The 22,976-nt window shown below is 66.6% G+C and carries 21 protein-coding genes; 8 read left to right on the forward strand and 13 right to left on the reverse strand.

Annotation, left to right across the window (positions count from 1 at the left end):
* Window positions 1-36: 36 nt before the first annotated feature.
* The 5 genes from M6D93_RS05850 (at window position 37) to M6D93_RS05870 (ending at window position 2,846) form a co-directional block, all read left to right on the forward strand.
* Window positions 37-324 (forward strand): DUF1905 domain-containing protein, encoded by a 288-nt coding sequence (locus tag M6D93_RS05850; RefSeq protein WP_249773426.1) that lies wholly within the window; start codon window positions 37-39, stop codon window positions 322-324.
* 32 nt (window positions 325-356) lie between these two features.
* A complete protein-coding gene (locus M6D93_RS05855) occupies window positions 357-1,010 on the forward strand; it encodes a 4a-hydroxytetrahydrobiopterin dehydratase (RefSeq protein ID WP_249773427.1) in 654 nt (217 codons plus the stop codon).
* Window positions 1,011-1,057: 47 nt separating this feature from the next.
* A complete protein-coding gene (locus M6D93_RS05860) occupies window positions 1,058-1,813 on the forward strand; it encodes a hypothetical protein (protein WP_249773428.1) in 756 nt (251 codons plus the stop codon).
* A 152-nt stretch (window positions 1,814-1,965) separates the two neighbouring features.
* Window positions 1,966-2,349: an ArsR/SmtB family transcription factor gene (locus M6D93_RS05865; RefSeq protein ID WP_249773429.1), complete on the forward strand. Its 384-nt coding sequence runs from the start codon at window positions 1,966-1,968 to the stop codon at window positions 2,347-2,349.
* Window positions 2,346-2,846: an SRPBCC family protein gene (locus tag M6D93_RS05870; RefSeq protein ID WP_249773430.1), complete on the forward strand. Its 501-nt coding sequence runs from the start codon at window positions 2,346-2,348 to the stop codon at window positions 2,844-2,846. The genes M6D93_RS05865 and M6D93_RS05870 overlap by 4 nt, the downstream gene beginning before the upstream one ends.
* Before the next feature lie 97 nt (window positions 2,847-2,943).
* Here M6D93_RS05870 and M6D93_RS05875 read toward each other — a convergent pair whose 3' ends face one another.
* A complete protein-coding gene (locus M6D93_RS05875) occupies window positions 2,944-5,076 on the reverse strand; it encodes a S9 family peptidase (protein WP_249773431.1) in 2,133 nt (710 codons plus the stop codon).
* Between the two features lie 20 nt (window positions 5,077-5,096).
* Window positions 5,097-6,008 (reverse strand): hypothetical protein, encoded by a 912-nt coding sequence (locus M6D93_RS05880; protein WP_249773432.1) that lies wholly within the window; start codon window positions 6,006-6,008, stop codon window positions 5,097-5,099.
* Between the two features lie 189 nt (window positions 6,009-6,197).
* Between M6D93_RS05880 and M6D93_RS05885 the strand changes: the two genes are divergently transcribed.
* Both M6D93_RS05885 and M6D93_RS05890 read left to right on the forward strand, forming a co-directional pair.
* Window positions 6,198-6,596: a universal stress protein gene (locus M6D93_RS05885; RefSeq protein WP_249773433.1), complete on the forward strand. Its 399-nt coding sequence runs from the start codon at window positions 6,198-6,200 to the stop codon at window positions 6,594-6,596.
* A 249-nt stretch (window positions 6,597-6,845) separates the two neighbouring features.
* Window positions 6,846-10,355: a pullulanase X25 domain-containing protein gene (locus tag M6D93_RS05890; RefSeq protein WP_249773434.1), complete on the forward strand. Its 3,510-nt coding sequence runs from the start codon at window positions 6,846-6,848 to the stop codon at window positions 10,353-10,355.
* 145 nt (window positions 10,356-10,500) lie between these two features.
* On the opposite strand, the gene M6D93_RS05895 is transcribed toward M6D93_RS05890, so the two are convergent.
* From M6D93_RS05895 to M6D93_RS05905, 3 genes are all read right to left on the reverse strand, one after another.
* The gene (locus M6D93_RS05895) at window positions 10,501-11,532 is read right to left on the reverse strand and encodes an aldo/keto reductase (RefSeq protein WP_249773435.1); all 1,032 of its coding nucleotides are present in this window, start codon (window positions 11,530-11,532) and stop codon (window positions 10,501-10,503) included.
* 109 nt (window positions 11,533-11,641) lie between these two features.
* Window positions 11,642-12,154 carry a VOC family protein gene (locus M6D93_RS05900; protein WP_249773436.1) on the reverse strand — a complete coding sequence of 171 codons (513 nt, stop codon included), beginning with the start codon at window positions 12,152-12,154 and terminating at the stop codon, window positions 11,642-11,644.
* Window positions 12,155-12,269: 115 nt separating this feature from the next.
* The gene (locus M6D93_RS05905; protein ID WP_249773437.1) at window positions 12,270-12,821 is read right to left on the reverse strand and encodes a MarR family winged helix-turn-helix transcriptional regulator; all 552 of its coding nucleotides are present in this window, start codon (window positions 12,819-12,821) and stop codon (window positions 12,270-12,272) included.
* Window positions 12,822-12,938: 117 nt separating this feature from the next.
* Between M6D93_RS05905 and M6D93_RS05910 the strand changes: the two genes are divergently transcribed.
* A complete protein-coding gene (locus tag M6D93_RS05910) occupies window positions 12,939-14,186 on the forward strand; it encodes an MFS transporter (RefSeq protein WP_249773438.1) in 1,248 nt (415 codons plus the stop codon).
* A 20-nt stretch (window positions 14,187-14,206) separates the two neighbouring features.
* On the opposite strand, the gene M6D93_RS05915 is transcribed toward M6D93_RS05910, so the two are convergent.
* From M6D93_RS05915 to M6D93_RS19340, 8 genes are all read right to left on the reverse strand, one after another.
* Window positions 14,207-15,808, reverse strand: coding sequence for an RICIN domain-containing protein (locus M6D93_RS05915; RefSeq protein ID WP_249773439.1), 1,602 nt, complete (start codon window positions 15,806-15,808; stop codon window positions 14,207-14,209).
* Complete coding sequence (locus tag M6D93_RS05920) at window positions 15,805-16,461, reverse strand: hypothetical protein (protein WP_249773440.1); 657 nt, start codon at window positions 16,459-16,461, stop codon at window positions 15,805-15,807. The genes M6D93_RS05915 and M6D93_RS05920 overlap by 4 nt, the downstream gene beginning before the upstream one ends.
* The gene (locus M6D93_RS05925; RefSeq protein ID WP_249773441.1) at window positions 16,461-18,956 is read right to left on the reverse strand and encodes a putative Ig domain-containing protein; all 2,496 of its coding nucleotides are present in this window, start codon (window positions 18,954-18,956) and stop codon (window positions 16,461-16,463) included. The genes M6D93_RS05920 and M6D93_RS05925 overlap by 1 nt, the downstream gene beginning before the upstream one ends.
* 6 nt (window positions 18,957-18,962) lie before the next feature.
* On the reverse strand, window positions 18,963-19,643 hold the full coding sequence (locus M6D93_RS05930; protein ID WP_249773442.1) for a hypothetical protein: 681 nt from the start codon (window positions 19,641-19,643) through the stop codon (window positions 18,963-18,965).
* Window positions 19,643-20,347: a hypothetical protein gene (locus M6D93_RS05935; RefSeq protein WP_249773443.1), complete on the reverse strand. Its 705-nt coding sequence runs from the start codon at window positions 20,345-20,347 to the stop codon at window positions 19,643-19,645. Before M6D93_RS05935 ends, M6D93_RS05930 begins: the two co-directional genes overlap by 1 nt.
* On the reverse strand, window positions 20,344-21,426 hold the full coding sequence (gene pilM / locus M6D93_RS05940; protein ID WP_249773444.1) for a type IV pilus assembly protein PilM: 1,083 nt from the start codon (window positions 21,424-21,426) through the stop codon (window positions 20,344-20,346). Before pilM ends, M6D93_RS05935 begins: the two co-directional genes overlap by 4 nt.
* A 34-nt stretch (window positions 21,427-21,460) precedes the next feature.
* Window positions 21,461-22,252 (reverse strand): prepilin peptidase, encoded by a 792-nt coding sequence (locus M6D93_RS05945; protein ID WP_249773445.1) that lies wholly within the window; start codon window positions 22,250-22,252, stop codon window positions 21,461-21,463.
* Between the two features lie 267 nt (window positions 22,253-22,519).
* Window positions 22,520-22,963, reverse strand: a complete 444-nt coding sequence (locus M6D93_RS19340; protein WP_283818644.1) for a prepilin-type N-terminal cleavage/methylation domain-containing protein — start codon at window positions 22,961-22,963, stop codon at window positions 22,520-22,522.
* Window positions 22,964-22,976 lie beyond the last annotated feature (13 nt).

Raw genomic sequence — 22,976 nt, forward strand, 5'->3', positions numbered from 1 at the left:
GCATCGACGGTCCTATTCTGGGCCCATGGAGGGCACATGGACATAGAGTTCAGCGGTCCGATCTGGTTCTGGAAGGGTCCGGCTCCCTTCCACTTCGTCACGGTTCCGGACCAGCAAAGCGTGGAGCTGGAGGCGACCTCGTCGCTGGTCAGCTACGGGTGGGGCATGATCCCGGTCAGCGCCCGGATCCGCGGCACCGATTGGACAACGGCGCTGTTTCCGAAGGACGGCCGCTACATCGTGCCGGTCAAGGCGGCGGTGCGCCGGGCTGAGGAACTGGACGTCGGTGACACCGTCACCGTCCGGCTCACGGTCGATCTCTGACCGTTGTCGGTACACCGTGCCAGAGTTGGCCCATGGACACACTCTCCAACGAGCAGATCGCGCAGGCCGGTCTTGATGACTGGCGAAAGCTCGCGCAGGCGTTGCACGCGCGTTACCGGATTGCCGACTTCAACGCCGGCGCCGCGTTCATCGCAGCGGTGGCCCAGGCGGCCGAAGCCGCCAACCATCATCCGGACCTGAAAATGACCTACGGCGTCATCGACGTGTCGCTGTGTACGCACGAGAAGGGTTATTGGGTCACCGCCAAGGACATCGAGCTCGCACGCACTATCAGCGAGCTGGCCCGGCAGGCGGGTATGACGCCGGAGCCTTCGGCGGTGACGCAGCTCGAGCTCGCGCTCGATACGGCCGACGAGGACGCGCTCGGGCCGTTCTGGTCGGCGCTGCTGACGGGCAGCAGCAAGAACAAGATCTTCGACTCGGTCTTCGATCCGACGGGGCGCGTTCCGAGTCTGTGGTTTCAGGCAACGAGCCCGCACGACACGCCCCGCCAGCGTTGGCACTTCGACCTGTGGCTCGCTCCCGAGTCGGCCGCCGAACGGATCTCGGCCGCGGTGGCCGCCGGCGGCACGGTTGTCGATGACGAAGCTGCGCCGTCGTTCACCGTGCTGGCCGATCCAGACGGCAACCGGGTGTGCGTCTGCACCAGCCTCGACCGGGATTGACCGACGGTTAGGAGAACAGCGCCCACCGCTTGTGGGAGGATCCCTCGGTGCCGAGCATCGCCGAGCAGGCAGTCGACGTCCTCCGTCGGCGGCAGATCGCGCTCAGCCGGGGATTGAGTTCGGCGCAGCTCGAGACGATCCAAGCTCGGTATGAGCTCGAGTTCAGCGCGGAGCACGCTGAGTTCCTTCGGTTGGCCGTTCCTCGAGGTCGGGGCTGGCCACGCTGGGACGTCGTAGTGACCGAGCTGGAGGCTGGTCCTGGCCTCGGTACGGATTCCGGTCTCGGCGTGAATGACGGCGCTGAGCTCGGTCTCGGCGTGGATCCCGGAGCTGGTCCTGGTCTCGGCGTGGATTCCAGCGCGGACGCCGTTGCTGCGGTGATTGCCGGACAAGCCAGCAAGGAGCTGTTGTCGTGGTTGCGGCGTCCGGTCGACGGAGTGCTGTTCGACGTGCTGCGCAACGGGTTCTGGCCACGGTCCTGGGGTACGCGCCCGGTGGAGGTGGCCGCTGCGCGGGCCAAGGCCCTCGAGTTCCTCGCAGCGGTCCCGGTGCTGATCCCGGTATACGGCCATCGGTATCTGCCCTCGGGCCGAGGTCGCGGTCCGGCCCCGGTGTTGTCGGTGGTGCAGACCGACGTGGTCGAGTACGGACGCAATCTGGCCGACTACGTTGGCAACGAGTTCGGCGGCCGTGAAAGCCATCGCGACGCGGTGGTGACGAATGGTCCGCCAACGGGGGAGTCACGCGTCCGCGTCCCGTTCTGGTCGGCGCTGGCGGCCGGCGCGGGCGACAGCGACCTCTGAACGACGTCAGCGACCTCTGGCGCACCCAGGAAACTCTGAGCGACTGCGCGGCTGCCCGGTCAGACTTTATTCAACCAAAGAGTTGACGACCCGCTCAGGTCGGAGCTACCGTTTTAATCAACCGATTGGTTGATTAAGGCGGGGGGTTGAGAGTGACGGCCGACGATCGACTCTCCCGAGTCTTTGCCGCGCTGGCCGACCCGACCCGGCGTGATCTGGTCGCTCGCCTCACCAGCGGTGACGCGACCGTCGGGCAACTGTCCGAGCCGTACGACGTTTCGCTGCAGGCAATCTCCAAGCATCTGAAGGTGCTCGAGGACGCCGGACTGGTGACCCGCACCAAGGATGCGCAGCGCCGCCCATGCCATCTGGAAGCCGAGGTGTTCGACCTGATGACGTCATGGATCGAGAAGTATCGTGCGCGTGCCGAAGAACGCTATCGCCGGCTTGACGCCGTGCTTGCCGCGCTGGACGACGACGGCCGGCTCATCGAGAAACCAACCCGTCCCGCACCACGAAAAGGAGCAGCATCATGAGCACGTCCACGACTCAGCCGACCGCGCCTGAGACCAAGATCGAGGCCGATCCCAATCTGCCGACGATCACGATCACCCGGGAGTTTGCCGCCAGCCCCGACAAGCTCTTCCGAGCCTGGACCGAACCGGAGCTGGTTCGGCGCTGGCTCGGCCCTAAGGACACCGAGATGCGCATCGATCACTGGGATGCCCGTACCGGTGGCAGCTGGCGATATGTCGCGGTTCGTGGCGGCGAGGAAATCGCCTCCTTCTACGGATCGTTCCACGAGATGCGTCCGTCTTCCCGGCTGGTGCAGACCTTCACCTACGAGGGAGCCCCGGACGGCGTGAGCCTGGAAACGATGACATTCTCCGACCTCGGGAACGGCCGGACCCTTGCGATCGGTGTATCGGTCGTGGAGAGCCTGAAGATCCGTGACCTGATTCTGGCCAGCGGCATGGACGTGGGTGTCAACGAGGGTTACGACAAGCTGGATGTACTGCTGTCGGAGCTGTAGTCGCCAGCGGCCGCCTACGCTGCGGCCGCCTACGCTGCGGACGTGGACGTGGACGCCGACGCGGCCGCTGCGGCTGTCGCAGGGACCCCGGCGCTGCTTAGGCCACCGGGTCGTTCGCCACGCCGAGGACAGCGAGCTGCCACGCCGTATAGAACGCGATCTCGTGCCAGCGGTCGTAACGCCCGCTGCGCCCGCCGTGGCCGGCGTCCATTTCGGTCTTGAGCAGGACGGCCTCGGCGTTCGGGATCGTGGCGCGCAGCTTGGCCACCCACTTGGCCGGTTCGACGTAATAGACCCGGGTGTCATTGAGGCTGGTCATCGCCAGGATCGGCGGGTACCGCGTGGCCTGGATGTTCTCGTAAGGCGTGTAAGCCTTCATGTACGCGTACACGTCTGGATCCGCCAACGGGTTACCCCACTCCTCCCATTCGGTCACCGTGAGCGGCAACGACGGATCGAGAATCGTGGTCAGGGCGTCGACGAAGGGAACCTGGGCGAGAATGCCCCCGAACGCCTCCGGGGCAAGGTTGGCCACCGCCCCCATCAACAGGCCACCGGCGCTGCCACCCTGAGCGACGATGCGCGCTGGGGTGGTCCAGCCGGAGTCCACCAGGTGACGTGCGGCCGCGATGAAGTCGGTGAACGTGTTGAGCTTGTGCAGGAGTTTTCCCTGCTCGTACCAGGGCCGTCCCAGTTCGCCGCCGCCTCGGATGTGGGCGATGACGTACACGACGCCCCGGTCGAGCAAGGACAACCGCGGGATCGAGAAGTACGGGTCGATGGAATGCTCGTAGGAGCCGTAACCATAGAGAACGACCGGCGCCTCGCCGTTGCGAACCACATCGGCCCGGGCGACGATCGACAGTGGGATCCGAGTGCCGTCAGGGGCGCTGGCCCACTCCCGGCTCTGTACGTACCGGCTCAGGTCGACGTCACCGAGGACGGGCTGTTGCTTGCGGAGGACCAGTTCGCCGTCGGCGACGCGGTAGTCGAACACGCAGGAGGGCGTCACCATCGACTCGAACCCCAAGCGGAACATTCCGGTCGACCATTCAGGGTTGCTGTCGGGCTCGACGGTGTACAGCGTCTCGTCGAAGGTGATCTCGGCCGGTTCCCCGTAACCGGCTTCGGTGCGCGCTAGCACCGAGAGCTTCGTCAAGCCGTCTCGGCGCTCGTACAGCACCGCGTGGTCGGCAAAGGCGTCGATGCCCACGATTCGCCGGGCCGGATCACCGGCGATGAACGGAACCCACAACGTCGGATTGTCGAGTTCGGCGCGGGACACCGCGAAGTTCTCCGCACCGTCGTTGTGCACGACGAGCAGGTGGTCGCCCGCGTGCTCGACGTCGTACTCGACACCCTCGCGTCGCGGCGAGACGACCACCGGATCGGAGAACGGTGCCGACGCGTCGATGAACCAGACCTCGCTGGTCAGCTTGCTGCCGGTGGCGATCTGGATCGCCCGCTGGTTACGGGTGAGCCCGATGCCGACCCAGAAGCGCTCGTCCGACTCGGAGAACACAACGACGTCCTGCGCCGTAGGCGTTCCCACCACATGTCGCCAGACCTGGTTGGGCCGCCAGGACTCGTCGACGGTGATGTAGAAAACGACGTCGGCTTCGGCGGAAAACGCGGCGCCGTAGTACGCACCGGGAATCTCGTCGGCAAGGTCGCGACCGGTGGCGGTCTCGCGCACCCGTAGCGTGAAGCGTTCGTCGCCGGTCAGGTCGACGGAGTAGGCGAGCCACCGGCCGTCCGGTGAGATGGTGAACGCGCCGAGGGAGAAGAACTCCGAGTCGCCGGCGACGAGGTTGCCGTCGAGCAGGATCTGCTCGGCCGGCGGCGCGCCGTCCTCGGTGGCCGGCGGCTCGTCGGTCGCCGCGGGAACTCGGGCGTGGATCGCGTACTGCAAACCTTCAACCGTGCGGGAGTAATACCAGTAGTCGCCTCTGCGGACGGGCACGGACAGATCGGTCTGCTTGGTACGAGCGCTGATCTCGTCGAAGATCGCCGTGCGCACCGGGCCCAGGTGCGCCGTGCGAGCCTCGGTGTATTCGTTCTCTGCATTGAGGTAATCGATCACCTCCGGATTCTGCTTGTCGCGCAGCCACTCGTACTCGTCGACGAATTCGTCACCGTGCTGAGTCCGCAGGCTCGGCTTGCGGTCGGCGATCGGCGGCGGGGTGGCCGCCCACGTCGAGGGCGTGGAGTCGTCAGTGTGTGGGCGCATCTGCTCGACGCTACCGCTGCTCATCGGCTGGCCCGGTGCGCGGCCAGCACCGCGTCGAGCTGAGCGAGTTCGGCGCGGAGCCGATCGGCTCGGTCCTGGGCCTCGGCGTAGGCGGTCTCGTTCACCTCGGCGACGGCGATCTCGATGCCCTCGTGGGAGATCAACTCAGCGATGCTCGTCACCACCCCGGCGGGCACTGGCACAGCCCTGGCCACGGACTTCGCACCCCTCAGCGCGGTGACCGACCAGGTGGCGCCGGCCGAGGCGATGGTGATGGCGATCTTCGGGACGGAAGGTTGCTTGCGCCGCGAGGCCCCTGCCGCCGATGACGGGGCGACCGCCCTGTCTGCTGCTTTGCCCGCTGCCCTGTCTGCTGCTTTGTCCGCTGCCCTACCTGCTGCCCTGTCACCCGGCGAGACGGACGAGGCGGTGGACGAGGCTGTGGCGGCGGGTGCCGCTGCTTTCCCGGCCGGGCGGCCTGCCGTCGGGCGAGGACGCGCGCTCGGTGCTGGCCCGACGCCTGGGTGGCTGGGATCGGTCAGCGCTGGCGCCGTGCCGGTGGCCGGGGTGACCGACGGCACCGGGGAGGAGGGCTTGGGATCGCTGGATCCCGCACCAGGGGCGGTATGCCCACCGGCGCGCCTGACCCGCGGAGCCGCCGAGGGTGGCTTCGTTCGCGCGCCGCGGCTGGGGAGCGCCAGCTCGTTCGCAGCGAAGGCGAGCTCGTCGGCCGTGCCGTTGACCGTGACGCGCACGGTGATGTAGTCGCTGCCGTCGACCGTCGGATCGCCCACGCGCACAACGGTGCCGGTAGCGCCATCGGGAAACTGGGGCCCGGAGAACTGCACACGAGGCCGCTTGCCCTTCTCCAGTCGTTCACGCAGCTCGGTCACCGCCTCGGTGCTGAGTCCCTTGGTGCTTCGTGTTGCCATCTGCCGCTCCAGTACCGACGTGCCCGTGCACCCTGCCGCCGGTGATCCCGGCCTGTTCAGCAGTCTGCCGCAGCCCTACGACACAAGGGAGGGCGGCGTCGAGCTGGATCGCGCGTCGACGGTGCCGGGGCCCTGGCCCTATGATCGCGACGGGGCGGGCATCGTGCCCGTTCGCGTCTGGAGGCTGCGATGACGATCCTGGTGAGCTATGTCCCGTCGGCCGAGGGCTTCGCCGCTATGAATGCGGCCGTCCAGGCGGCCAAGCTCGCCGGAACGTCCATTCTGGTGCTCAACGTCGCCGTGGGCACGAACTTCGCGGACCCCACTTTCGCCGACGAGCGCGACCTCGACGCGGTCCGGCAGCGCCTGCACGACGAAGGCGTCCCGTCGGAGATCCGTCAGGTGACCGACGCGCGCGACGTCGCGGAGGAAGTCTTGCGCATCGCCGAGGAGGTGTCGGCCGATCTGATCGTCGTGGGTCTGCGCCGACGCTCCGCGGTGGGCAAGCTCCTGCTCGGCAGCAACGCCCAGCACATCATTTTGTCCGCGAACTGCCCGGTGCTGTCCGTCCGCCCGGCTGCTGACTAACTATTTCTATTTAAGTAGTAGACAAAACCGGAAGCAATCCGCGGCGACTGCAGGTTGTCCGCGCGAGCTCAGCCGACCGCCGATGCGACGCCGAGTAAGCGCCGCGGCCGTGGTCTTCGTCGGCACTTAGGTGATTCACGTTTAATTCTTGCTTAATTCTTACGAAACCCTCCCGGTGTAAGCGCTTGGGATATAACGTTCCGCGCAAATCCGTCTCTGAGCGTCCCACTCGTCTTCCGGAGGCCCGCGATGCGCCCACGAACTGCCGCTGCCCGTCCGTCGGCCCGCCGGCTCACCAGCACAGTGGCCGCGGCCGTCGTGGTCGTCGCGTCGCTGTTCGCGGTGGGCCCGCCCGCCCACGCGGCCGGCCCCGCGGCCGATCCCGCGGCCCGGACGATCACTCTGGCCGGATCGTTGCAGAGCGAGCTGGGATGCCCAGACGACTGGCAACCGGCGTGCCCGGCGACCCAGCTCGCTCAGACGGGCCCGGATACCTACGCTCACCGGTTCACGCTCCCCGCCGGCGCATACGAGTTCAAGATCGCCGTCAACGGATCGTGGGATGAGAATTACGGGGCCGGTGGAGCCGCCGGGGGAGCGAACATCCCGCTCGTGCTGGCCGGGACCGCCACGCTCGATTTCGCGTACTCCGACACCACCCACCGGGTCTCGATAACCCCGACGGACCTACCGTCCCCGGCCGTCACGCCGGCGGACAAGCTGATCGCCGGTCCTTCGCTGCGCCAGCCATTGACCCGGGAACAGTTCTACTTCGTCATGACGGATCGGTTCGCCAACGCCGACACGACCAATGACTCCGGCGGCCGCACCGGTGATCGTCTGCAGACGGGTTTCGACCCCACGGCAAAGGGCTTCTACCACGGTGGTGACCTCAAGGGCCTCATCAGCAAGCTCGATTACATCAAGAAGGTCGGAACCACCTCTCTCTGGCTGACGCCCTCGTTTGTGAACAAGCCCGTCCAGGGCCCCCCGGGCAGCGAATCGGCCGGCTATCACGGCTACTGGATCACCGACTTCACCCACATCGATCCCCACCTGGGCAGCAACGCGGATATGAAGACGCTCATTGCGACCGCGCACAAGAAGGGCATGAAGGTCTTCTTCGACATCATCACCAACCACACCGCCGACGTCATCGACAACGCGCAGAAGCAGTACACCTACATCAGCAAGGCGACCGCGCCGTACAAGGACGCCGCCGGAAACACCTTCGACGACAGGGACTTCGTGAACTCGCCGAACTTCCCGGCGCTCAATGCCCAGTCCTTCCCGTACACCCCGGTGTTCGACAAACCCGCTGACGCCACCGCCAAGACGCCGGCGTGGTTGAACGACGTGACGCTTTATCACAACCGAGGCGACTCGACCTATGCCGGTGAGTCGGCGACCTACGGTGATTTCGCCGGCCTCGACGACCTGTTCACCGAGCAGCCCAAGGTCGAGAAGGGCATGGAGGACATCTACAAGGCCTGGGTGGACTTCGGTATCGACGGCTTCCGGATCGACACGGCCAAGCACGTCAACACCGAGTTCTGGCAGAAGTTCTCGCCGGCGATGCTCCAGCAGGCCAAGCAGGACGGCAACTCCAAGTTCTTCATGTTCGGCGAGGTTTTCGACGCCGACCCGAAGTTCCAGAGCATCTACTCCACCACGGCCAAGCTGCCCGCGACTCTGGACTTCGGTTTTCAGTCCGCCGCGGTGGCCGTGACGAACGGCAAACCGACGTCGACGTTGAGTGATCTGTTCGCCGGCGACGACTACTACACCGACACCGATTCCAACGCCTATGACCTGCCGACTTTCCTCGGTAACCACGACATGGGACGGGTCGGCAACTTCGTCGGGGGGTCGCTGGCCAAGGACCAGTTCGCCCACGCTCTGATGTACACCCTGCGCGGCCAACCGGTCGTGTACTACGGCGACGAGCAGGGTTTCACCGGCGACGGCGGGGACCAGGACGCCCGGCAGGACATGTTTGCCAGCAAGGTTGCCAGCTACAACGACGACACCGTCATCGGCGGCACGCCCGGCAGCATGGACCGTTACGGGACTACGGGCGCGATGTTCCGCACGATCGCCGGATTGTCCGCGCTACGCAAGGCGAATCCGGCGTTGGCCGACGGAGCGCAGATTCCGCGGTATTCCTCCGACTCCACCGGCATCTTCGCGGTCAGCCGGGTGTCGGGCGGGGTGTCGGGCGGGGTGTCCGGTGCGGCGTCGGGCGGGGCGTCGGCCAGTGCCTCACGGACTGGGCAACACGAGTACCTGGTCGTGGCGAACAACGCAGACACCGCCAAGACCGCCAGTTTCCCGACGTACACCCCGGGCGCGCTGTTCGCGCCGATCTATGGTGGCGGTCCGCGACTGCTGTCGCGACGGGATGGCTCGGTCACGGTCACCGTTGCACCGATGTCGGTGCGGGTGTTCAAGGCGAGCCGCTCGATTCCGCGTAGCCGCAGGGCCGTGCCGGTGTACCCGCAGAGTCCCAGTGCCGGGGGCGTGGTGGCCGACCGGGCTGAGATTCGCGCTGCGGTACCGGCCAATACTCCGGTACAGGTGAGCTTCGGCTACCGTCCGGTCGGCACGACGGACTGGCAGAAACTCGGTACCGACGACAATGCTCCGTACCGGGTTTTCCACGACGTGTCCGGTGTTGCGAAGGGAACGCTGCTGGAGTACCGCATGGTGGTCACCGACAACCGTGGACACACCTCGGCGACCTCCACCTACGGCATCGTCGGTGACGCCCCGGCCAAGGGCGGCAGCGGCGGCGTCGGGGCGGTCACGCAGCCCGCCGCGGTCTCCGTCCCGGGCAGTGACAACTCCGAGATGGGATGCCCGGCGGACTGGTCGCCGGATTGCGCGCAGGCGCAGCTCAGCCTGGATCCCAACGACGCGATCTGGAAGGGCAGCTACACCCTGCCTGCCGGTCCGTACGCCTACAAGGCGGCGATCAACAAGACCTGGGACGAGAACTACGGGGCAGGTGCGGTGCTCAATGGTGGCAACATCGAGTTCAGCTCCGACGGGACGACGCCGATCTCGTTCTTCTACGACCATCGAACGCATTACGTGTCCTCCACGGCGCAGGGTCCGATCGCGGTGGCGGCCGGCTCGTTCCAGTCCGAGATGGGTTGCGCCGCCGACTGGGATCCTGCCTGCATGCGCTCATGGCTGCAGGACCCGGACGGCGACGGCGTTTACACCTTGTCGACAACGCAGATCCCAGCCGGGACGTATGACTTCAAGGTCGCTCTGGGACTGAACTGGGACGTCAACTACGGGGCGGGCGGAGTGGCCAACGGCGGCAACGTCTCCTTCACCGTCGACGGCGACAACGTCGTGACCACGTTGAGTTATGACTCGCAGACGCATGCCGTGTCCGTGGCGACCGCCAAGCCGGGCGCCAAGCCCGATCTGTCGGTGGCCAAGGCCTATTGGCTCAACCGGCGCACTATCGCCTACCCGGTGGACCGGCTGCCGGCTGGCTCGGATCCGGCGTGGTTCCGGTTCCGCTTGCACTGGGGACAGTTGGCGGTTGACCGGACGTCGGTGGGTGGCCGATCGGTTCCGGTCACGCTCGTCGGCGGGGCGCCGGAGGGCTATCTGGCTCTCCGGCTGGATCCGCTGACGGCGTTGTTCGCGCAGCGGATCAAGGCCGGTCCGATGGTTGCGCTGGCGGTATACGACGATGCCCAGCAATTGCTCGACGCCACCGGGGTGCGACCCTCCGCGTAGTCCGGCCGGCCAAGCTCGTTGAGGTTGCCCTTGTTGCCAGCAACTAGGGCAACCTCAACGGGTGGTCTGGCGCAACAAGGGCAACCTCAACGGGTGGTCTGGCGCAACAAGGGCAACCTCAACGGGTGGCGAGCGGCGCTACCGCTCAGCGGCCACCAACCAGCTCGCGGCTGCGCTGCTCGATGCCCAATGCGCCGTAGGGGTAATCCGTGGCGTGCAGATCGCTGGCGGCCTCGAGGGTGGCCGTCTCCTCTGCCGTCAGGGCGAGATCGGACGAACGAAGGTTGGTCTCCAGCTGTTCAAGCGTGCGAGCGCCCAGGATCGTCGAAGTGACTCCGGGGCGGGCAGTGATCCAGGACAGCGCGACCTCGGCCATGCTCACGCCGCGTTGCTCGGCCACAGTCTGGACCGCCTCGATGATGGTCCAGGTGCGCTCGGACCCACGGCGTTCCCAGGCCTCCATGCCGCGGCCGGGATCCTCACCCAGCCGGGTGGCGCCGGTCGGCCGTTGATCGCGCTGGTACTTGCCCGACAACCAGCCCCCACCGAGGGGACTCCACGGCAGCAGCCCGAGCCCGGCGTCGATCGCGGCCGGCACGATCTCCCATTCGATCTCGCGGACGATGAGGCTGTACTGCGGTTGCAGGGTGACCGGCGGGGCCAGGTTCAACTGCCGCGCCAGGTGCACGATCTTGGTGAGCTGCCAGCCCGTGAAGTTGGACAGGCCGTAGTAGCCGATCTTGCCGGCCCGGATGAATCCGTCCAGGGTTCGCAGGGTTTCCTCGAGCGGCGTGTGAGGGTCGAACGAATGGACCTGGTAGAGATCGACGGAGTCCAGTCCCAGCCGGCGCAGCGAGCTGTCCAGGGCGCGGGTGAGGTGCCGCGTGGACAGGCCGCTGCCGTTGGGGTGGCCGTCCAGAGGGAAGCGCCCCTTGGTGGCCAGCACCATCGGCTCGGTGACGTCGCTCGGACGGCTGGCGAACCAGCGGCCGATGATCTCCTCCGAGACTCCGGCGGAGTAGACGTCGGCGGTGTCGATCAGCGTGCCACCGGCGGCCGCGAACCGGTCGAGCTGCTCGTGGGAGACGGCTTCGTCGGCTTCCGCGCCGAAGGTCATGGTGCCAAGGCACAGGGTGGAGACGGCGCAGCCTGAATTGCCCAAGGTTCTGAAGTCCATGACCCAAACCTACGCCCGCGCGTCTGGCTCCCTTCCCCGCGCATAGTGCGGCCCGAACTTTGGCGACACGCCGGGGCTGACCAAAGTTCGGGCCGCACTATGGCCAAGATCAGCGGGAGACGCCGACGCCGCCGGGCGTGCTCCGACCGAAGCGGGCGATCTCGCGTTGCAGGTCCAGCGCACCGATTCGCTTCGAGGCGGCGCGGTCGGCGTCGGTCGTGGCGTCGGCAGGCAGGATCCAGACGATCTCGAATTCCAGGCCGTTGGGATCCTGGCCGTACAGGGACTTCGTGGTGCCGTGGTCGGAGGCGCCGACGAGGGCGCCGGCGTTGGCCAGCCGGCCCAGCAGGTCTTCGAGATCGCCGAGCGTGTCCACTTCCCAGGCCAGGTGGTACAGGCCGACGGTGCTTCGTCCGGCCGGCGACGGTCCCGCCTGGTCTCCGACCTGAAACAGGCCGAGGTCGTGATCGTTGGTGGAGCCGGGAGCCCGCAGGAAGGCCGCTCCGGTGATGGCGTCGCCGCCCTCGATGTAGTCGAAGCCCAGCACGTCCCGGTAGAACGCCACGCTCTCGGCGACGTTGCGGACGTAGAGCACGGCGTGATTCAAACGAAAGATGGACATGGCTGCTCCTTCGGTGGTGTACGCAGGGCAGAACTCTGTTGAGCGTTCAACTATTCCCACGTCGCCGGGGCGGTCTCACCGCCGGCAGGCTGAACCGAGCCGTGGCTCACGAGCCTCAACCGGGAATGCCGGCCAGCAGCCGTTCCAGGACGTCGGCGAGACGCCGTCGCTCGTCCGGGTCCAAGGCGGACAGCACCTCGGACTCGGCGACGTCAGCGTCCTGGATCGCACGGTTGAACAAGTCGCGTCCCGACCTGGTCAGTCGGACCTTGCTGCGGGTGCGGTTGAGCGGGTCTGCGGTGCGTTCGACCAGGCCGCGGTTGGCGAGCAGATCGAGCCGATGGGTCATGGTCGAGGGGGACACTCCGGTGGCATCGGCGAGCTGGGACGGGGTGGAGCAACCGCCGTCCGGACTCAAAGCCAGAGCCTGCAGAACGCCCCAGTCGCCGCGTTGCAGATCCAGCGCGGCCAGCTGGGACCGGTAGAAGGTGTCCAGTCGCTTGGTGATGCGAGCCAGGGCCGTGACGACGCGCTGCACGGTTTCGTCGGCTCCGGCGGCCGTATAGCCGGCCACCGCGGCCTGATACTCCGTCAGTTCCTCCGACGCCCGCCGCCGGGGTAGCCGGGCAGGGGTCGACGAGCCGGGATTATCCGAGGACCTCGCCATGTTGAACAGTGTACTATCATTTCGATATCGAACTTCGATTTCGAAGTCGAGTGAACCACACCACAGCGGTGGCCGCCTTCCGCGCGCGCCGCTGGCAACAAGCAATGAGGAGTTCCAGTGCGTTCCGGTCTCGGGCGGACCCTGGTCCTGCTGTCCGGCGGTGCTCTCGCCACAGCGGGCTGGGGTGCGGTCTTCCCGTTCCTGTATGCCGACATCGCCACCGCGCGCGGTCTCGGCGCCGGCGTCGCCGCCGGCACCTTCACGGCCTTTGCCGTCGGTTCCATCGTCGCCGCTCCCGCGGCGGGATGGCTGGCCGACCGTGCCAACCCGACCCTCGTCGCGGTCCTGTCACGGCTGGCGTTGGCCGCCTTCACCGGCCTGCTCGTGCTGGTCAGCAGCCCGGCGATGATCTGGGCGGTGGCGGCCGGCTTCGGTGCGTCCCTGGCGCTGGCCCAACCCGCGATCCAGGTCATCCTGCTCGCCCGCACGCCGATCGAGCGTCGTCGAGACGTCTTCGCCTGGCAGTTCATCGCGATCAACCTGGCCGCGGCGGCCGGTGCGGCGATCGGCGGGGTGCTGGTCGACCTGTCGAGCCAGCAGGCCATGCGACCGGTGTACGCCGTCGCCGTGTTATCGGCGCTGATCAGCGCGCTCGCCGTCGGCCTGGCCGGACGCGGTGCGCACAGTGGCGTCCTGGCCGGACAAGGCGCGGCGGAGACCGTGTCGTATCGGAGCATTCTCGCCAAGCGCCCCGTCCTCTGGCTGCTCGGGGTCTCGCTGCTGATCACGCTCGCCTGTTACGCGCAGTACGACGCCGGCCTGCCCGCCTACATTCTCGACGCGACCACCGTGAAGCCGTCCCTGCTCGGCGCCGCCGTGGCGATGAACGCCATCCTCGTGGCGGTGCTGACCGGCCCCGTGGTGGCCTACACCAAGCGGCGTTCGCTGACCTCGTTGCTGGCGATCTGTGCTCTGCTCTGGGTCGGCTGCTGGCTGATCTTCGGATTACCCCTGATCATCGGGGGATTCGACGGTGCCTTCGTGATGATCGGCTTCGCGGCGCTGTCCTTCGGTGAGACCATGATGGCCCCGATCCTGTCGCCGCTGGCCGCCGCGCTGGCGCCCGAAGGGGCAACCGGCCGGACCATGGCTGCTGTTTCCGGTGCCTCAACGGTGGCCACGGCGATCGGCCCGATCCTGTCCAGCGCGTTGCTCGGCCTGCACCTGCCGGCGGTGTTCATCGTCATGCAGGTGGTGTTCTGCCTTGCCGCCGCTGCCTCGTCGCTGAAGCTGCGACGGATCATGGCGGTCAGCCGGTCGCGGTCCGAGCACCCGGCTCGGATGGAACTCGAACTGGCCGGCTGAGGACCGATGCCCGCGGGCGGCTACTGCTCGCGGGTGTTCTGCAGCGCGGAGCTGGAGATGGCCGGGTTGGCGTTCCACTTCTGTGATGTCGAGCCGTCGCACGTCGTCACGATCGCCTTGTAGTAGGCGCCGTTGTAGACGTCGCTGTTCGGACTCAGCCCGAGGCACATGTTGTTCGAATCCTTGACCGTGTACAGGTCGGCGTAGGACAGATCATTGCCGCTGCTGTCCTTGGTCTGGTACGTGGTCCAGGTCGTGCGACTGGTCGAGGTAGTCGCGCAGGGCTGGACGCTGACGTACCCACCCAGCGACAGCGGGCTGGTCATGCAATACGTCGCGTTCAACTGCGTGATCCACTCACCCACCGTGGGCTTGAGCGCGCTGGACAGCGACGGTGCCGACACCCATCTCTGGTTGCCCGCGATCTTGGTGGGGTTGGGATTCTGCTTGCAGCTGTAGATGATCAGGAACGACCCGCCGCCGGAGGCCGCCGTGGTCTGGTTGGTGACGTCGAGGCAGCGGCTGAACTGCTGGAAGTTGACCAGCTGCTGGTTGCCGGCGCCAGACTGTCCGGTCCCGGCGCTGGGGGACGGCACCCACGTCTGGTACTGGTCGGTGACGCTGCCGGCGCAGGTGGCGATCGTCACCACCTGACCGGCCGATTGACCGGCCGCGTGAATGCACACGTTGCTGGTGTTGGACTTGTCCGCCAGCGATCCACGCAGGTGAGCGCTGTCGTCGCTGCTCCACATCTGCGTGTAGCCCGGGCTGCCCAGCACGGCACAGGCATTGAGGACGAGCGATGCGCCGGCGGTCGCCGAGGGCGCGTCGAGGCACAGACCGTTCGGATAGGTGCTGGTCACCGACGACAGCAGCTGGATGGTCAGGTCGTTTCGGTAGGCGAACACCTGCTGCGCAACCGGCGGCGTGGTCGTGCTGCACACCTGCAGGCTTACGCTCTGTCCCGCGGCGGGCGCGGCGGATCCGGCATCCATGCAGTAAGCGACCGTCGCGCCGGCGGCGGGGTAGATGCGAATGACGCCACCCGGGATGTTGGTGTTGCTGGTCTGGAAGACGTACGTGCTGACGATCGTGCGCCCTGAGCTCTTGCCGTTGGCGGCCACGCCGTCCTTTCCGGCCGAAGTCAACAGTGCGTATTTGGGAGTGAGGGTTCCGGAGGCGACGTCGTAGGTTCCGTAGCCGGCCACGCAGACCATCGGCGTCGCGGTCGGGTTGACGACAGGGTCCTTGCCGCTGGGGTAGTAGCTGATGGTCACCGCGTAGGTCGCTGTGCTGTTGCCGCTCAAGGAGCCGGAGATCGTCCCGCACGGCAGCTTCGTGCTGTCGCCGATGCTCGAGTTGGAACTCGATTGGGCGGCCCTGATCCGGCCGACGGCGATGTCGATGCCGGCCTGGGCGGCGTCCAGTGCACGAACACGGCTTGCCGCGAAGGTCGTGTTGCGGTCCTGGGCGAGGGCCACCGGGACGAGCAGACCGCTCAACAGAGCGCCGACCACCATGACCAGCATGACCATCGGCAGGCTGCCCCGCTCGGAGTCGTCTCCCTGCCGAAACAGGCTGAATACAGCTCGCGGGCTGACGCGAGGCGAACGCGGGCTCATGGTCGTCCCAACTGCTGGCAAGGGGTGGCTGCGGTGTTCGACAGGCTCGAGTTGACCGCCGAGAACGTCACCGTTGAGTTGTTGGTACTGGTCGTGTTGGCCGAACCATCGGTCGTCTGCAGGCGGACCGTCAGCTGCTCGTACACCGCACCAGAACCGGTCGAGAGCTGAAAGGGCTGCGTGCTGCCGGCGGCGGCATCGCCGTTGGTGACCTGACCGGCCAGCGGAATCCATGCCGGGTTCATCGGCGTCGCGGCGCCGGTGGACAGCACGGTCCAACTTCGCTGCTGCAACTGGTTCGTGGCGAGATCGATCCGGAATTGGGTGCAGAGCTGCGGCCCGGTGTTCGTCGTGCTGATCTCGACGTACCAGGCGCCGGAGCCGCCCGACTGCCCAGGCGTGCTGATGTCGGCGGCATACCGAACGATCTTGTCCAGCTTGAGAAAGGCGTTGTTCGTCTGCGTCGACACGTTGGTCATCGACTCGGCCTTGCTCGTCGATTTGGTCATCAAGAGGATCGCGCCGGTGAACATGGCCATGAAGATCGACATGAGCGCCATGCCCACGACGACTTCCAGCATGCTGGTACCGGCCTCGCGGTCGTCAGGATCGTGCTCGGCGCCGTCGCGGACCCGGGGGTGCAGCGTGAACATCACTTCACCTTCCAGGCGACGTTGGCGGTCAGGGTGACGCCTCCGGCGTCGGTCAGCGTGATGACCGTGGAATACGTGGTCTTCGTCGCGGTGGGAGTGACGGTGCCGTTGGCGTAGAACGTTGCCGTGGTGGTGCCCGTCGTCGCCGTCAGTGTCTTGCTCGCGGAACTGGTGTTGTCGGTCGTGGAATTGTTCGTCGTCGTCAGCCCGATGCCCGCGGGCGCCGAAGCGATGGTGGCCGTGCAACCGGCGAGGCAGCTGTAGGTGTACGTGCCCTGGCCGGCCGATCCCGCATTGGTGGTGATCGAACTGGTGCCCGACAGGGTCGGAACGACGTAGGCGGTGTACGTCGCCTTGCTGATCGTGTTGGCGACGGTGAGCCCGCTGGTGTCCGCGATGCTCAGGTACAGGCCGGCGAACGTGGCGCTGGTGGCGGTCCCGGTCACGGCGGTCGAACCGACGAGGCCGTTGACATAGATCGTTCCGTTGCCGCTCACCGTCACCGACGTCGCCGCATTGGTCGAGGCGTTGGTGGCCGAGGTGCTCAGGCCGAGACCGGGAACCATCGTCCCGTTCAGGGCGATCGTGCAGTTGGGCCGTGGGCAGGTGTAGGCGAAGCCGTCGGTGGGCGTTCCGGTCTCGGACACCGAGCGACTGCCCAGCGTCGCGATGGTCGGCGGCGTAAAGACCTGCCAGGAGAACGTCGAGGTCGTGGTGGCCGGCGTCGCTCCCGAGGCGTCGACGATCTGCACCTTCGGCGTGTACGTCGCGCTGGTGTTGGTTCCGGTCACCGCCGTGGCGGCGACCTGGCCATTGAGGTAGACAGTGCCGCTGGTGGCTGCCACGACCAGCGACACCGTGCCGTTGTTGGTGGTGCTGGCCCCGGAGGATGCGCTCAGGCCTATACCGGGAACCGGGTTGGTGAGCGTGATCGTGCATGCCGTGTTCGGGCAGGTGTAGGCGACGGCGACGACGGGTGTGTTGCCCTCGGTGCTGGTCTGCGCGATCGGCAGCCCGATCGTGGGCTTGGCGGCGATGGTCCAGGTGAACGTCACCGTGTCGGAGAACGAACCGCCCGCCGTGGGGTCGCTCACCTTCAGCGTCACCGTGTTGACCTTGGCCGTCGTGGGCGTTCCGGAGATGAGACCGGCCGTGCTGATCGAGAGGCCGGCCGGCAACGACGAGGTCGGATCACTCCAGACGTAGTTGCCGTCCCCGCCGCCCGCGGCTAGCTGCAGCCCGGTTGTCGCGGTGCTGACGGTGCTCGTCTGGTTGGTGGGGATGCTGGCTGCCAGCGGCGGATAGGTCACGGTCCAGTTGAAGGCGACGGTGTCCTTGCGCGTGCCGGTCTTGTCGGCGACGGCCAGGGTCACCGAGTACACCCCAGGTGTGGTCGGCCTTCCGGAGATGACCGCGTTGTTGTTCGAGGTGGCCAGCGACAGCCCGGGCGGCAGGGACGAACTCGGGTCCGTCCAGGTGTAGGGAGCGCCGGCGCCGCCGGACGCGGTCACCGTCAACGGGGTGATCAAGGACCCGGTGACCGAAGCCTGTGGGCCGGGGTCGGCCGCAACGAGGGCGGGCAGGATCGACCAGGTGAAGGTGGCCGAAGCAGAGCGGACGAAGGCGTCGGTAACGGTGATCGTCACCGATTGGCTGGTCACCTGGCTCGACGGGCTCCCGGTGATGTTGCCAGTGGGCCCCATCGAAACACCCGGTGGCAGGCTGCCGGCCGTGACCGACCAGGTGAACGGCGCAACCCCGGTGTTGGCCTGAACGGCCATCTGGAGGCTGACGCTGTCGTTGACTGCGTAGGACGTCTGATTGCCCGGGTTGCTGACGATCGGAACGGCCGGGGGAGTGGCGTTGATGTTGAACGTCGGATCCAGAGCGGCGCTCAGCAGGGTCGAGGTCACGTAGGCGCAGGTCGAGGCCGGGCAGTGGCGGTCAGGCCAGGTCACCGCGACGACGGCCCGCAGGTACCTCAGGTCCGAGGTCGCGCTCGAGGTCTTGACGCAGTCCGTCGATCCGGTGGCCGGCACGAAACACCAACCGAGGTAGGTGTTCGTGGTGTAGGTGACGTTGTTCAGAACCGTGGTCGTACCGGTCGTCGACAGGTTCGGCGTGGCCAGACTGGTCGAGGTGTCAGTCGCCGCCGTCATATCGGCCAGCCAGGGACTGACCTGGCTGATGAGCGCGCCGGCGGCGAACTGGCTACCCGTCATGGCCAAGGTGTGGCCGAGATAGGTGTCCGAGGCGTGCATACCCCGGATGGTCTCGGTGGCCGTGTCGGCGATCTGCGTTGCCTGCTGACGGACACGCTCTTGCGAGGTGGTCGAGATCGTCGTGACGAAGAACGCGGCGAGGGCAGTCATGACGATCGTGATGATGCTGATGGCCACGATGGTTTCGAGCAGCACGAAGCCGTCGTCACCGCCGTCCTGCGAGGTCCGCAGGAACGGCGTGCGCCGGACGGAGTCGTGGTCGAAACGGGACACGGTGGCTCAGTTGCTCACGCCGGCCGAGGCCGCGGCCGCGACGTCCTGCTGCAGTTGCTTCTCCTGCAGGGGGCTCTTGGGTGCGCTGTAGACGGTCAGCTGCACCGTGAGCGCCGCGCCACGGTCGAGGGTGGCGCTGCTGGTTCCGGCCAGCGGCATGAAGGAGGTCGCGTTGACCAGCGCGGTGCGGGGACCGTCGAACTGGATGCTGTGCAGGAAGGCGAGTTCGTTCTTGACCGCGCCACCGACGACCACACTGACGGGGATCGCGTACAGGCCGCCCGCTGCGCTTGCCGAGCCGGTCCCGGCACCGACGATGCTTCCGCCGTTCGGGGACGTCCGGGACACGCCGGTCACGACGATGCTGCCGAGGACGACGCCATTGTTCTTGGCCTGTTGCGTCAGCTGACGGGTCAGCGCGGGCAGCCCCGAGTCAGTGGGCAACGCCAGGAGGGAGCCGGCCAGTTGCGACTGCAGGGCCGCGATTCCGTCCTTCTGCTGCTTCAGCTTCGCAAGCTTGCCGCTCAGGACCGTGCTCTGCAGTTCGCCGTCGGTGGTCTGAGACTTCAGGGACGACGTGTCCGACATCGTCGGGCTGATGAGCAGGAACCAGCTCGCCGCGACGAGCAGCACCGCCGCGAGTACACCGCCACCGAGCCAGAGTCGGCGATCTTGCGAAATCGTCATCACTTTCCGCCGTTCTTGGAAGCGTCGAACCGGTGGCTCAACACTTGGTCGGTCACGTTGAAGCTGAGCTTCCAGGACACGAGCTTCGAGACGTTTGCCTGGCTGAAGTTGGGGATCAGGTCGACGACGCCGGTGATCTTGCTGAGGTTGTCGGCGAAGGTGGAGAACTCCGCGAATCCGGTGGACAACCCCTCGAGTTGGACCTTGCCGATCACCACGTGCCCGGAGGTGTCGAGAGCGGCGTTGGCCGAAGACTGGGAGGACCCCGCTTTCAGAGCGGCTCCGCTCAGTGTGACGTCCTCCTTGGAGACCGCGACCGTGGGCGGCAACGCCTTGGCCAACGAGGCCAGGAAGGTTTCGGCGTCGACGTCACTGCCCATGAGCCCGCTCAATTGGCCCTTGATCTGCTGGATGTTCTGTTCGATCCGCACGACGTCGGAGTAGCTGTTGGTTCGCGACTGCAAAGCGAGGTTGGCATTCGTCTGACTGCTGAGCGCGGAGTCGGCCGCCCGGTGCTGGAGCGAGACCAGTACGTAGGCCGCGACACACAAGGCCAGGACCGCGCTGAGCGCGATCACCAGTACCTTGCGCAAGACGGCGAGCTTGCGGCTGGCGATGAGCTCCGGCGGGGTCAGGTCGGTGACGATTCCCCAGCCAGGCATGGCGTTCCAGATCTGGCGTGGTTCGAGGTCCACGGTGCTCATGCGGCTGCTCCCATCGCGAGACCCAGCGACACCGCGCTGGCTGAACCTTCGGCTTCGTCGGCCTGGACGTCCTTGTTGGCCAGCCGGTTGCGCACGTGTTGCATCGGATTGACCACCGAAGTCGGCAGCCCGACCAGGTCTGCGACCGTCTGGGTCAGGCCGCGCAAGGCCGACCCGCCGCCGGTGAGGGAAACGCGCTCGAGTAGCGCGGTGCCCTCCACCGAGGCGAAGTAGTGGATCGAGCTGCGGATCTCGGCGAGCAAGGGCCGCAGCGCCATGTCAAGCGTCTTGGAGACCTGCTTGTTCGTTCCGTTGAGGCCGTTCTCCCACTTGGCGCGCTCGGCCTCCTCCACGCTGAGACCGAGATCATCGGCCAGCCGCTGGGTGAGTTCGTAGGCGCCGCGGGGAATGGAGCGCACCACCTTCGGGATCCCGTGGCTGTGGATCACGATGTTGGTGAGGTGCGCGCCCAGGTCGACGACCGCTTCGACCGACACTTCGGCGTCAGCGATGGAACGCAACGAGGCGAAGGTGGAGAGGTCGACCCGGGCGACGCGGAGGCCGGCCTTCTCGACCGCGGCCACGGCCGAGAGCACGGGCTGTCGTGGGGTGGCGACCAGCAGGCCGGTCAGTATGTCGGTCTCCGGATCAGGCTCCCCGAGCTGGACGAAATCGAGCAGCACCTGATCGATGGGCAGCGCGACGATCTCGCGGGCCTGGAAAGGAAGCGCGCGCGCCAACTGGTCAGGCGGCAGGTTGGGGATCTGCAGGTCACGCACCACGACCTGCTGGTTGGTGATGCCGACAATCACGTTTCGGCATTCGAAGCGGTTGATTTCCCAGAGCTGCTTCAGTGCGGCGGTCACGACGGCCTGGTCGGTGACCACGCCGTTGATCACGGCACCGACCGGAAGGGCGACCTGGCCGAGCCCGTGCACGGTGACCGAGGGCCGGCCCTCGTTCGTTCCCGGCGACAGGATCGCCGCTCGAACGGCGGTAGCGCCGATGTCGACACCGATCGCGTGTCCGTCCGGGTTGATGGCCCCGACCCGGCTGACTCCGATTTGGCTGTGCTTCATGAGATCTCCCCACCAGATCTCACGATCCGCTGGTCTAGGTGACGTTGATGAGGTGCAGGTAGGCATCCGCGATCGGACGCGCCAGCCACAGAGCCAGGAAGGCTCCGGCGAGCATGAAGGGACCGAAGGGAATCCGAGATTTCCGTGACGCTCGCGAGCTGACCAGCAGCGGGACGCTGACCAGACTTCCCAGAAAGAAGGCCGCGAACGCTCCCACCAGCAGCGAGCTGTACGAGAGATAGCCCAGCATTGCGCCGACGATCCCGGCGAGTTTCACGTCGCCCCAGCCCATCCCGGCTGGATAGGCCAGATGCAGCAGCAGATACGACAGCCAGAGCGCCAGGCCACCGATGAGCATCCGCAGCAACGCCCAGGGCGTGTCGTGAGTGACCGCGCCGAGAGTCAGGAGCAGGGCCAGTACTGGGTACGAGGGCAAGACGATCGCGTCCGGCAGCCGATGTACGTCCACGTCGATCATCGTCAGCGCGATGGCGATCGCCGCGAAACACAGCCACGCGGGCAGCACCGACAAGAGGGAGAGCTGGTTCAGCCGAAGCGCTACGAGCACGAACAGGACGCCCGTCGTCAACTCGACCAGCGGGTAGCGAATGCTGATCCTGCTTCGACAATCCGCGCATCGTCCGCGCAGGATCAGCCAGCCGATGACCGGCAGGTTGTGCCTGTTGCGAATGGGATTGCCGCACACCGGGCAATGCGAGGACGGCCGCGAGAGCGACTTCCCGGCGGGCAATCGATAGATAACGACATTGAGAAACGACCCGATGGCCAAGCCGAGTAGCGCGACCGCCACGATCACGACCGGCATCGACGAGGTCCTTCCAGAAATCGGCGGCGGGCCCGGGGGTGCCCGTGGTGCCGGCAAGCATGGCAGAGACGGAGGAAAGAGGCCGGACGTTATCCACAGCGACGTAGAGCGACGGCCGGCTGCTGGTCGAGAAAGTCATCGCCTGTGCCTTTCGTTCGGTCGGTTATCGGTTGGCCTGTGGGAAGTCTGGCTGGCTGTGGTCAGACGAATGGGGCGCGCGCTCGGTGCGCGCGCCCCATCCATGTCGATGTCGTGCTTGTCAGCTGGTTAGCAGGTGGTGATCGCCGTCGAAGAGGTCACGATGCTGCCGGCGTTCGTGCTGTTGTAGCAGTACCACTTGCTGTTGCCGCCGCTGTTGGTGGTGACCGCGATGTAGGTGGTGTTGGTGTTGGCGGCCGTGTAGGTCGACATCGTCGTGCCGGCGCTCAGCTTGATCAACTGGTTGGCGCAACCGGTCATGGCGCCCGTGGTGCTCACGGCGGACGGGTAGCTGCCGTTGTCGGAGTTGCACTGTTCGAAGACAGAAACGGCGCCGCGCAGGTCGGACATCGCCGACTTGTCCTTCGCGCCCTTCTGGTAGTTCAAGTACAGCGGGATCGCGATGGCGATCAGGATGCCGATGATCACGACGACCACCAGCAGTTCGATGAGGGTGAAGCCACCCTCGCCGTTGGCGCGCTCCTCACGGAGCTTCTGGAGCTTGTTCAGCATGGGAGCCTCCTGG

It is taken from the genome of Jatrophihabitans telluris, from assembly GCF_023516435.1.
Taxonomy (GTDB): domain Bacteria; phylum Actinomycetota; class Actinomycetes; order Mycobacteriales; family Jatrophihabitantaceae; genus Jatrophihabitans_A; species Jatrophihabitans_A telluris.

Excerpts from the sequence above, each read along its gene's own strand:
- M6D93_RS05935 (WP_249773443.1), bottom strand. The coding sequence starts at position 20,347 with ATGAGCACCGTGGACCTCGAACCACGCCAGATCTGGAACGCCATGCCT.
- M6D93_RS05890 (WP_249773434.1), top strand. The coding sequence starts at position 6,846 with ATGCGCCCACGAACTGCCGCTGCCCGTCCGTCGGCCCGCCGGCTCACC.
- M6D93_RS05880 (WP_249773432.1), bottom strand. The coding sequence starts at position 6,008 with ATGGCAACACGAAGCACCAAGGGACTCAGCACCGAGGCGGTGACCGAG.
- M6D93_RS05850 (WP_249773426.1), top strand. The coding sequence starts at position 37 with ATGGACATAGAGTTCAGCGGTCCGATCTGGTTCTGGAAGGGTCCGGCT.
- M6D93_RS05855 (WP_249773427.1), top strand. The coding sequence starts at position 357 with ATGGACACACTCTCCAACGAGCAGATCGCGCAGGCCGGTCTTGATGAC.
- M6D93_RS19340 (WP_283818644.1), bottom strand. The coding sequence starts at position 22,963 with ATGCTGAACAAGCTCCAGAAGCTCCGTGAGGAGCGCGCCAACGGCGAG.
- M6D93_RS05905 (WP_249773437.1), bottom strand. The coding sequence starts at position 12,821 with ATGGCGAGGTCCTCGGATAATCCCGGCTCGTCGACCCCTGCCCGGCTA.
- M6D93_RS05870 (WP_249773430.1), top strand. The coding sequence starts at position 2,346 with ATGAGCACGTCCACGACTCAGCCGACCGCGCCTGAGACCAAGATCGAG.
- M6D93_RS05900 (WP_249773436.1), bottom strand. The coding sequence starts at position 12,154 with ATGTCCATCTTTCGTTTGAATCACGCCGTGCTCTACGTCCGCAACGTC.
- M6D93_RS05930 (WP_249773442.1), bottom strand. The coding sequence starts at position 19,643 with ATGACGATTTCGCAAGATCGCCGACTCTGGCTCGGTGGCGGTGTACTC.
- M6D93_RS05885 (WP_249773433.1), top strand. The coding sequence starts at position 6,198 with ATGACGATCCTGGTGAGCTATGTCCCGTCGGCCGAGGGCTTCGCCGCT.
- pilM (WP_249773444.1), bottom strand. The coding sequence starts at position 21,426 with ATGAAGCACAGCCAAATCGGAGTCAGCCGGGTCGGGGCCATCAACCCG.
- M6D93_RS05920 (WP_249773440.1), bottom strand. The coding sequence starts at position 16,461 with ATGTTCACGCTGCACCCCCGGGTCCGCGACGGCGCCGAGCACGATCCT.
- M6D93_RS05915 (WP_249773439.1), bottom strand. The coding sequence starts at position 15,808 with ATGAGCCCGCGTTCGCCTCGCGTCAGCCCGCGAGCTGTATTCAGCCTG.
- M6D93_RS05945 (WP_249773445.1), bottom strand. The coding sequence starts at position 22,252 with ATGCCGGTCGTGATCGTGGCGGTCGCGCTACTCGGCTTGGCCATCGGG.
- M6D93_RS05895 (WP_249773435.1), bottom strand. The coding sequence starts at position 11,532 with ATGGACTTCAGAACCTTGGGCAATTCAGGCTGCGCCGTCTCCACCCTG.
- M6D93_RS05875 (WP_249773431.1), bottom strand. The coding sequence starts at position 5,076 with ATGCGCCCACACACTGACGACTCCACGCCCTCGACGTGGGCGGCCACC.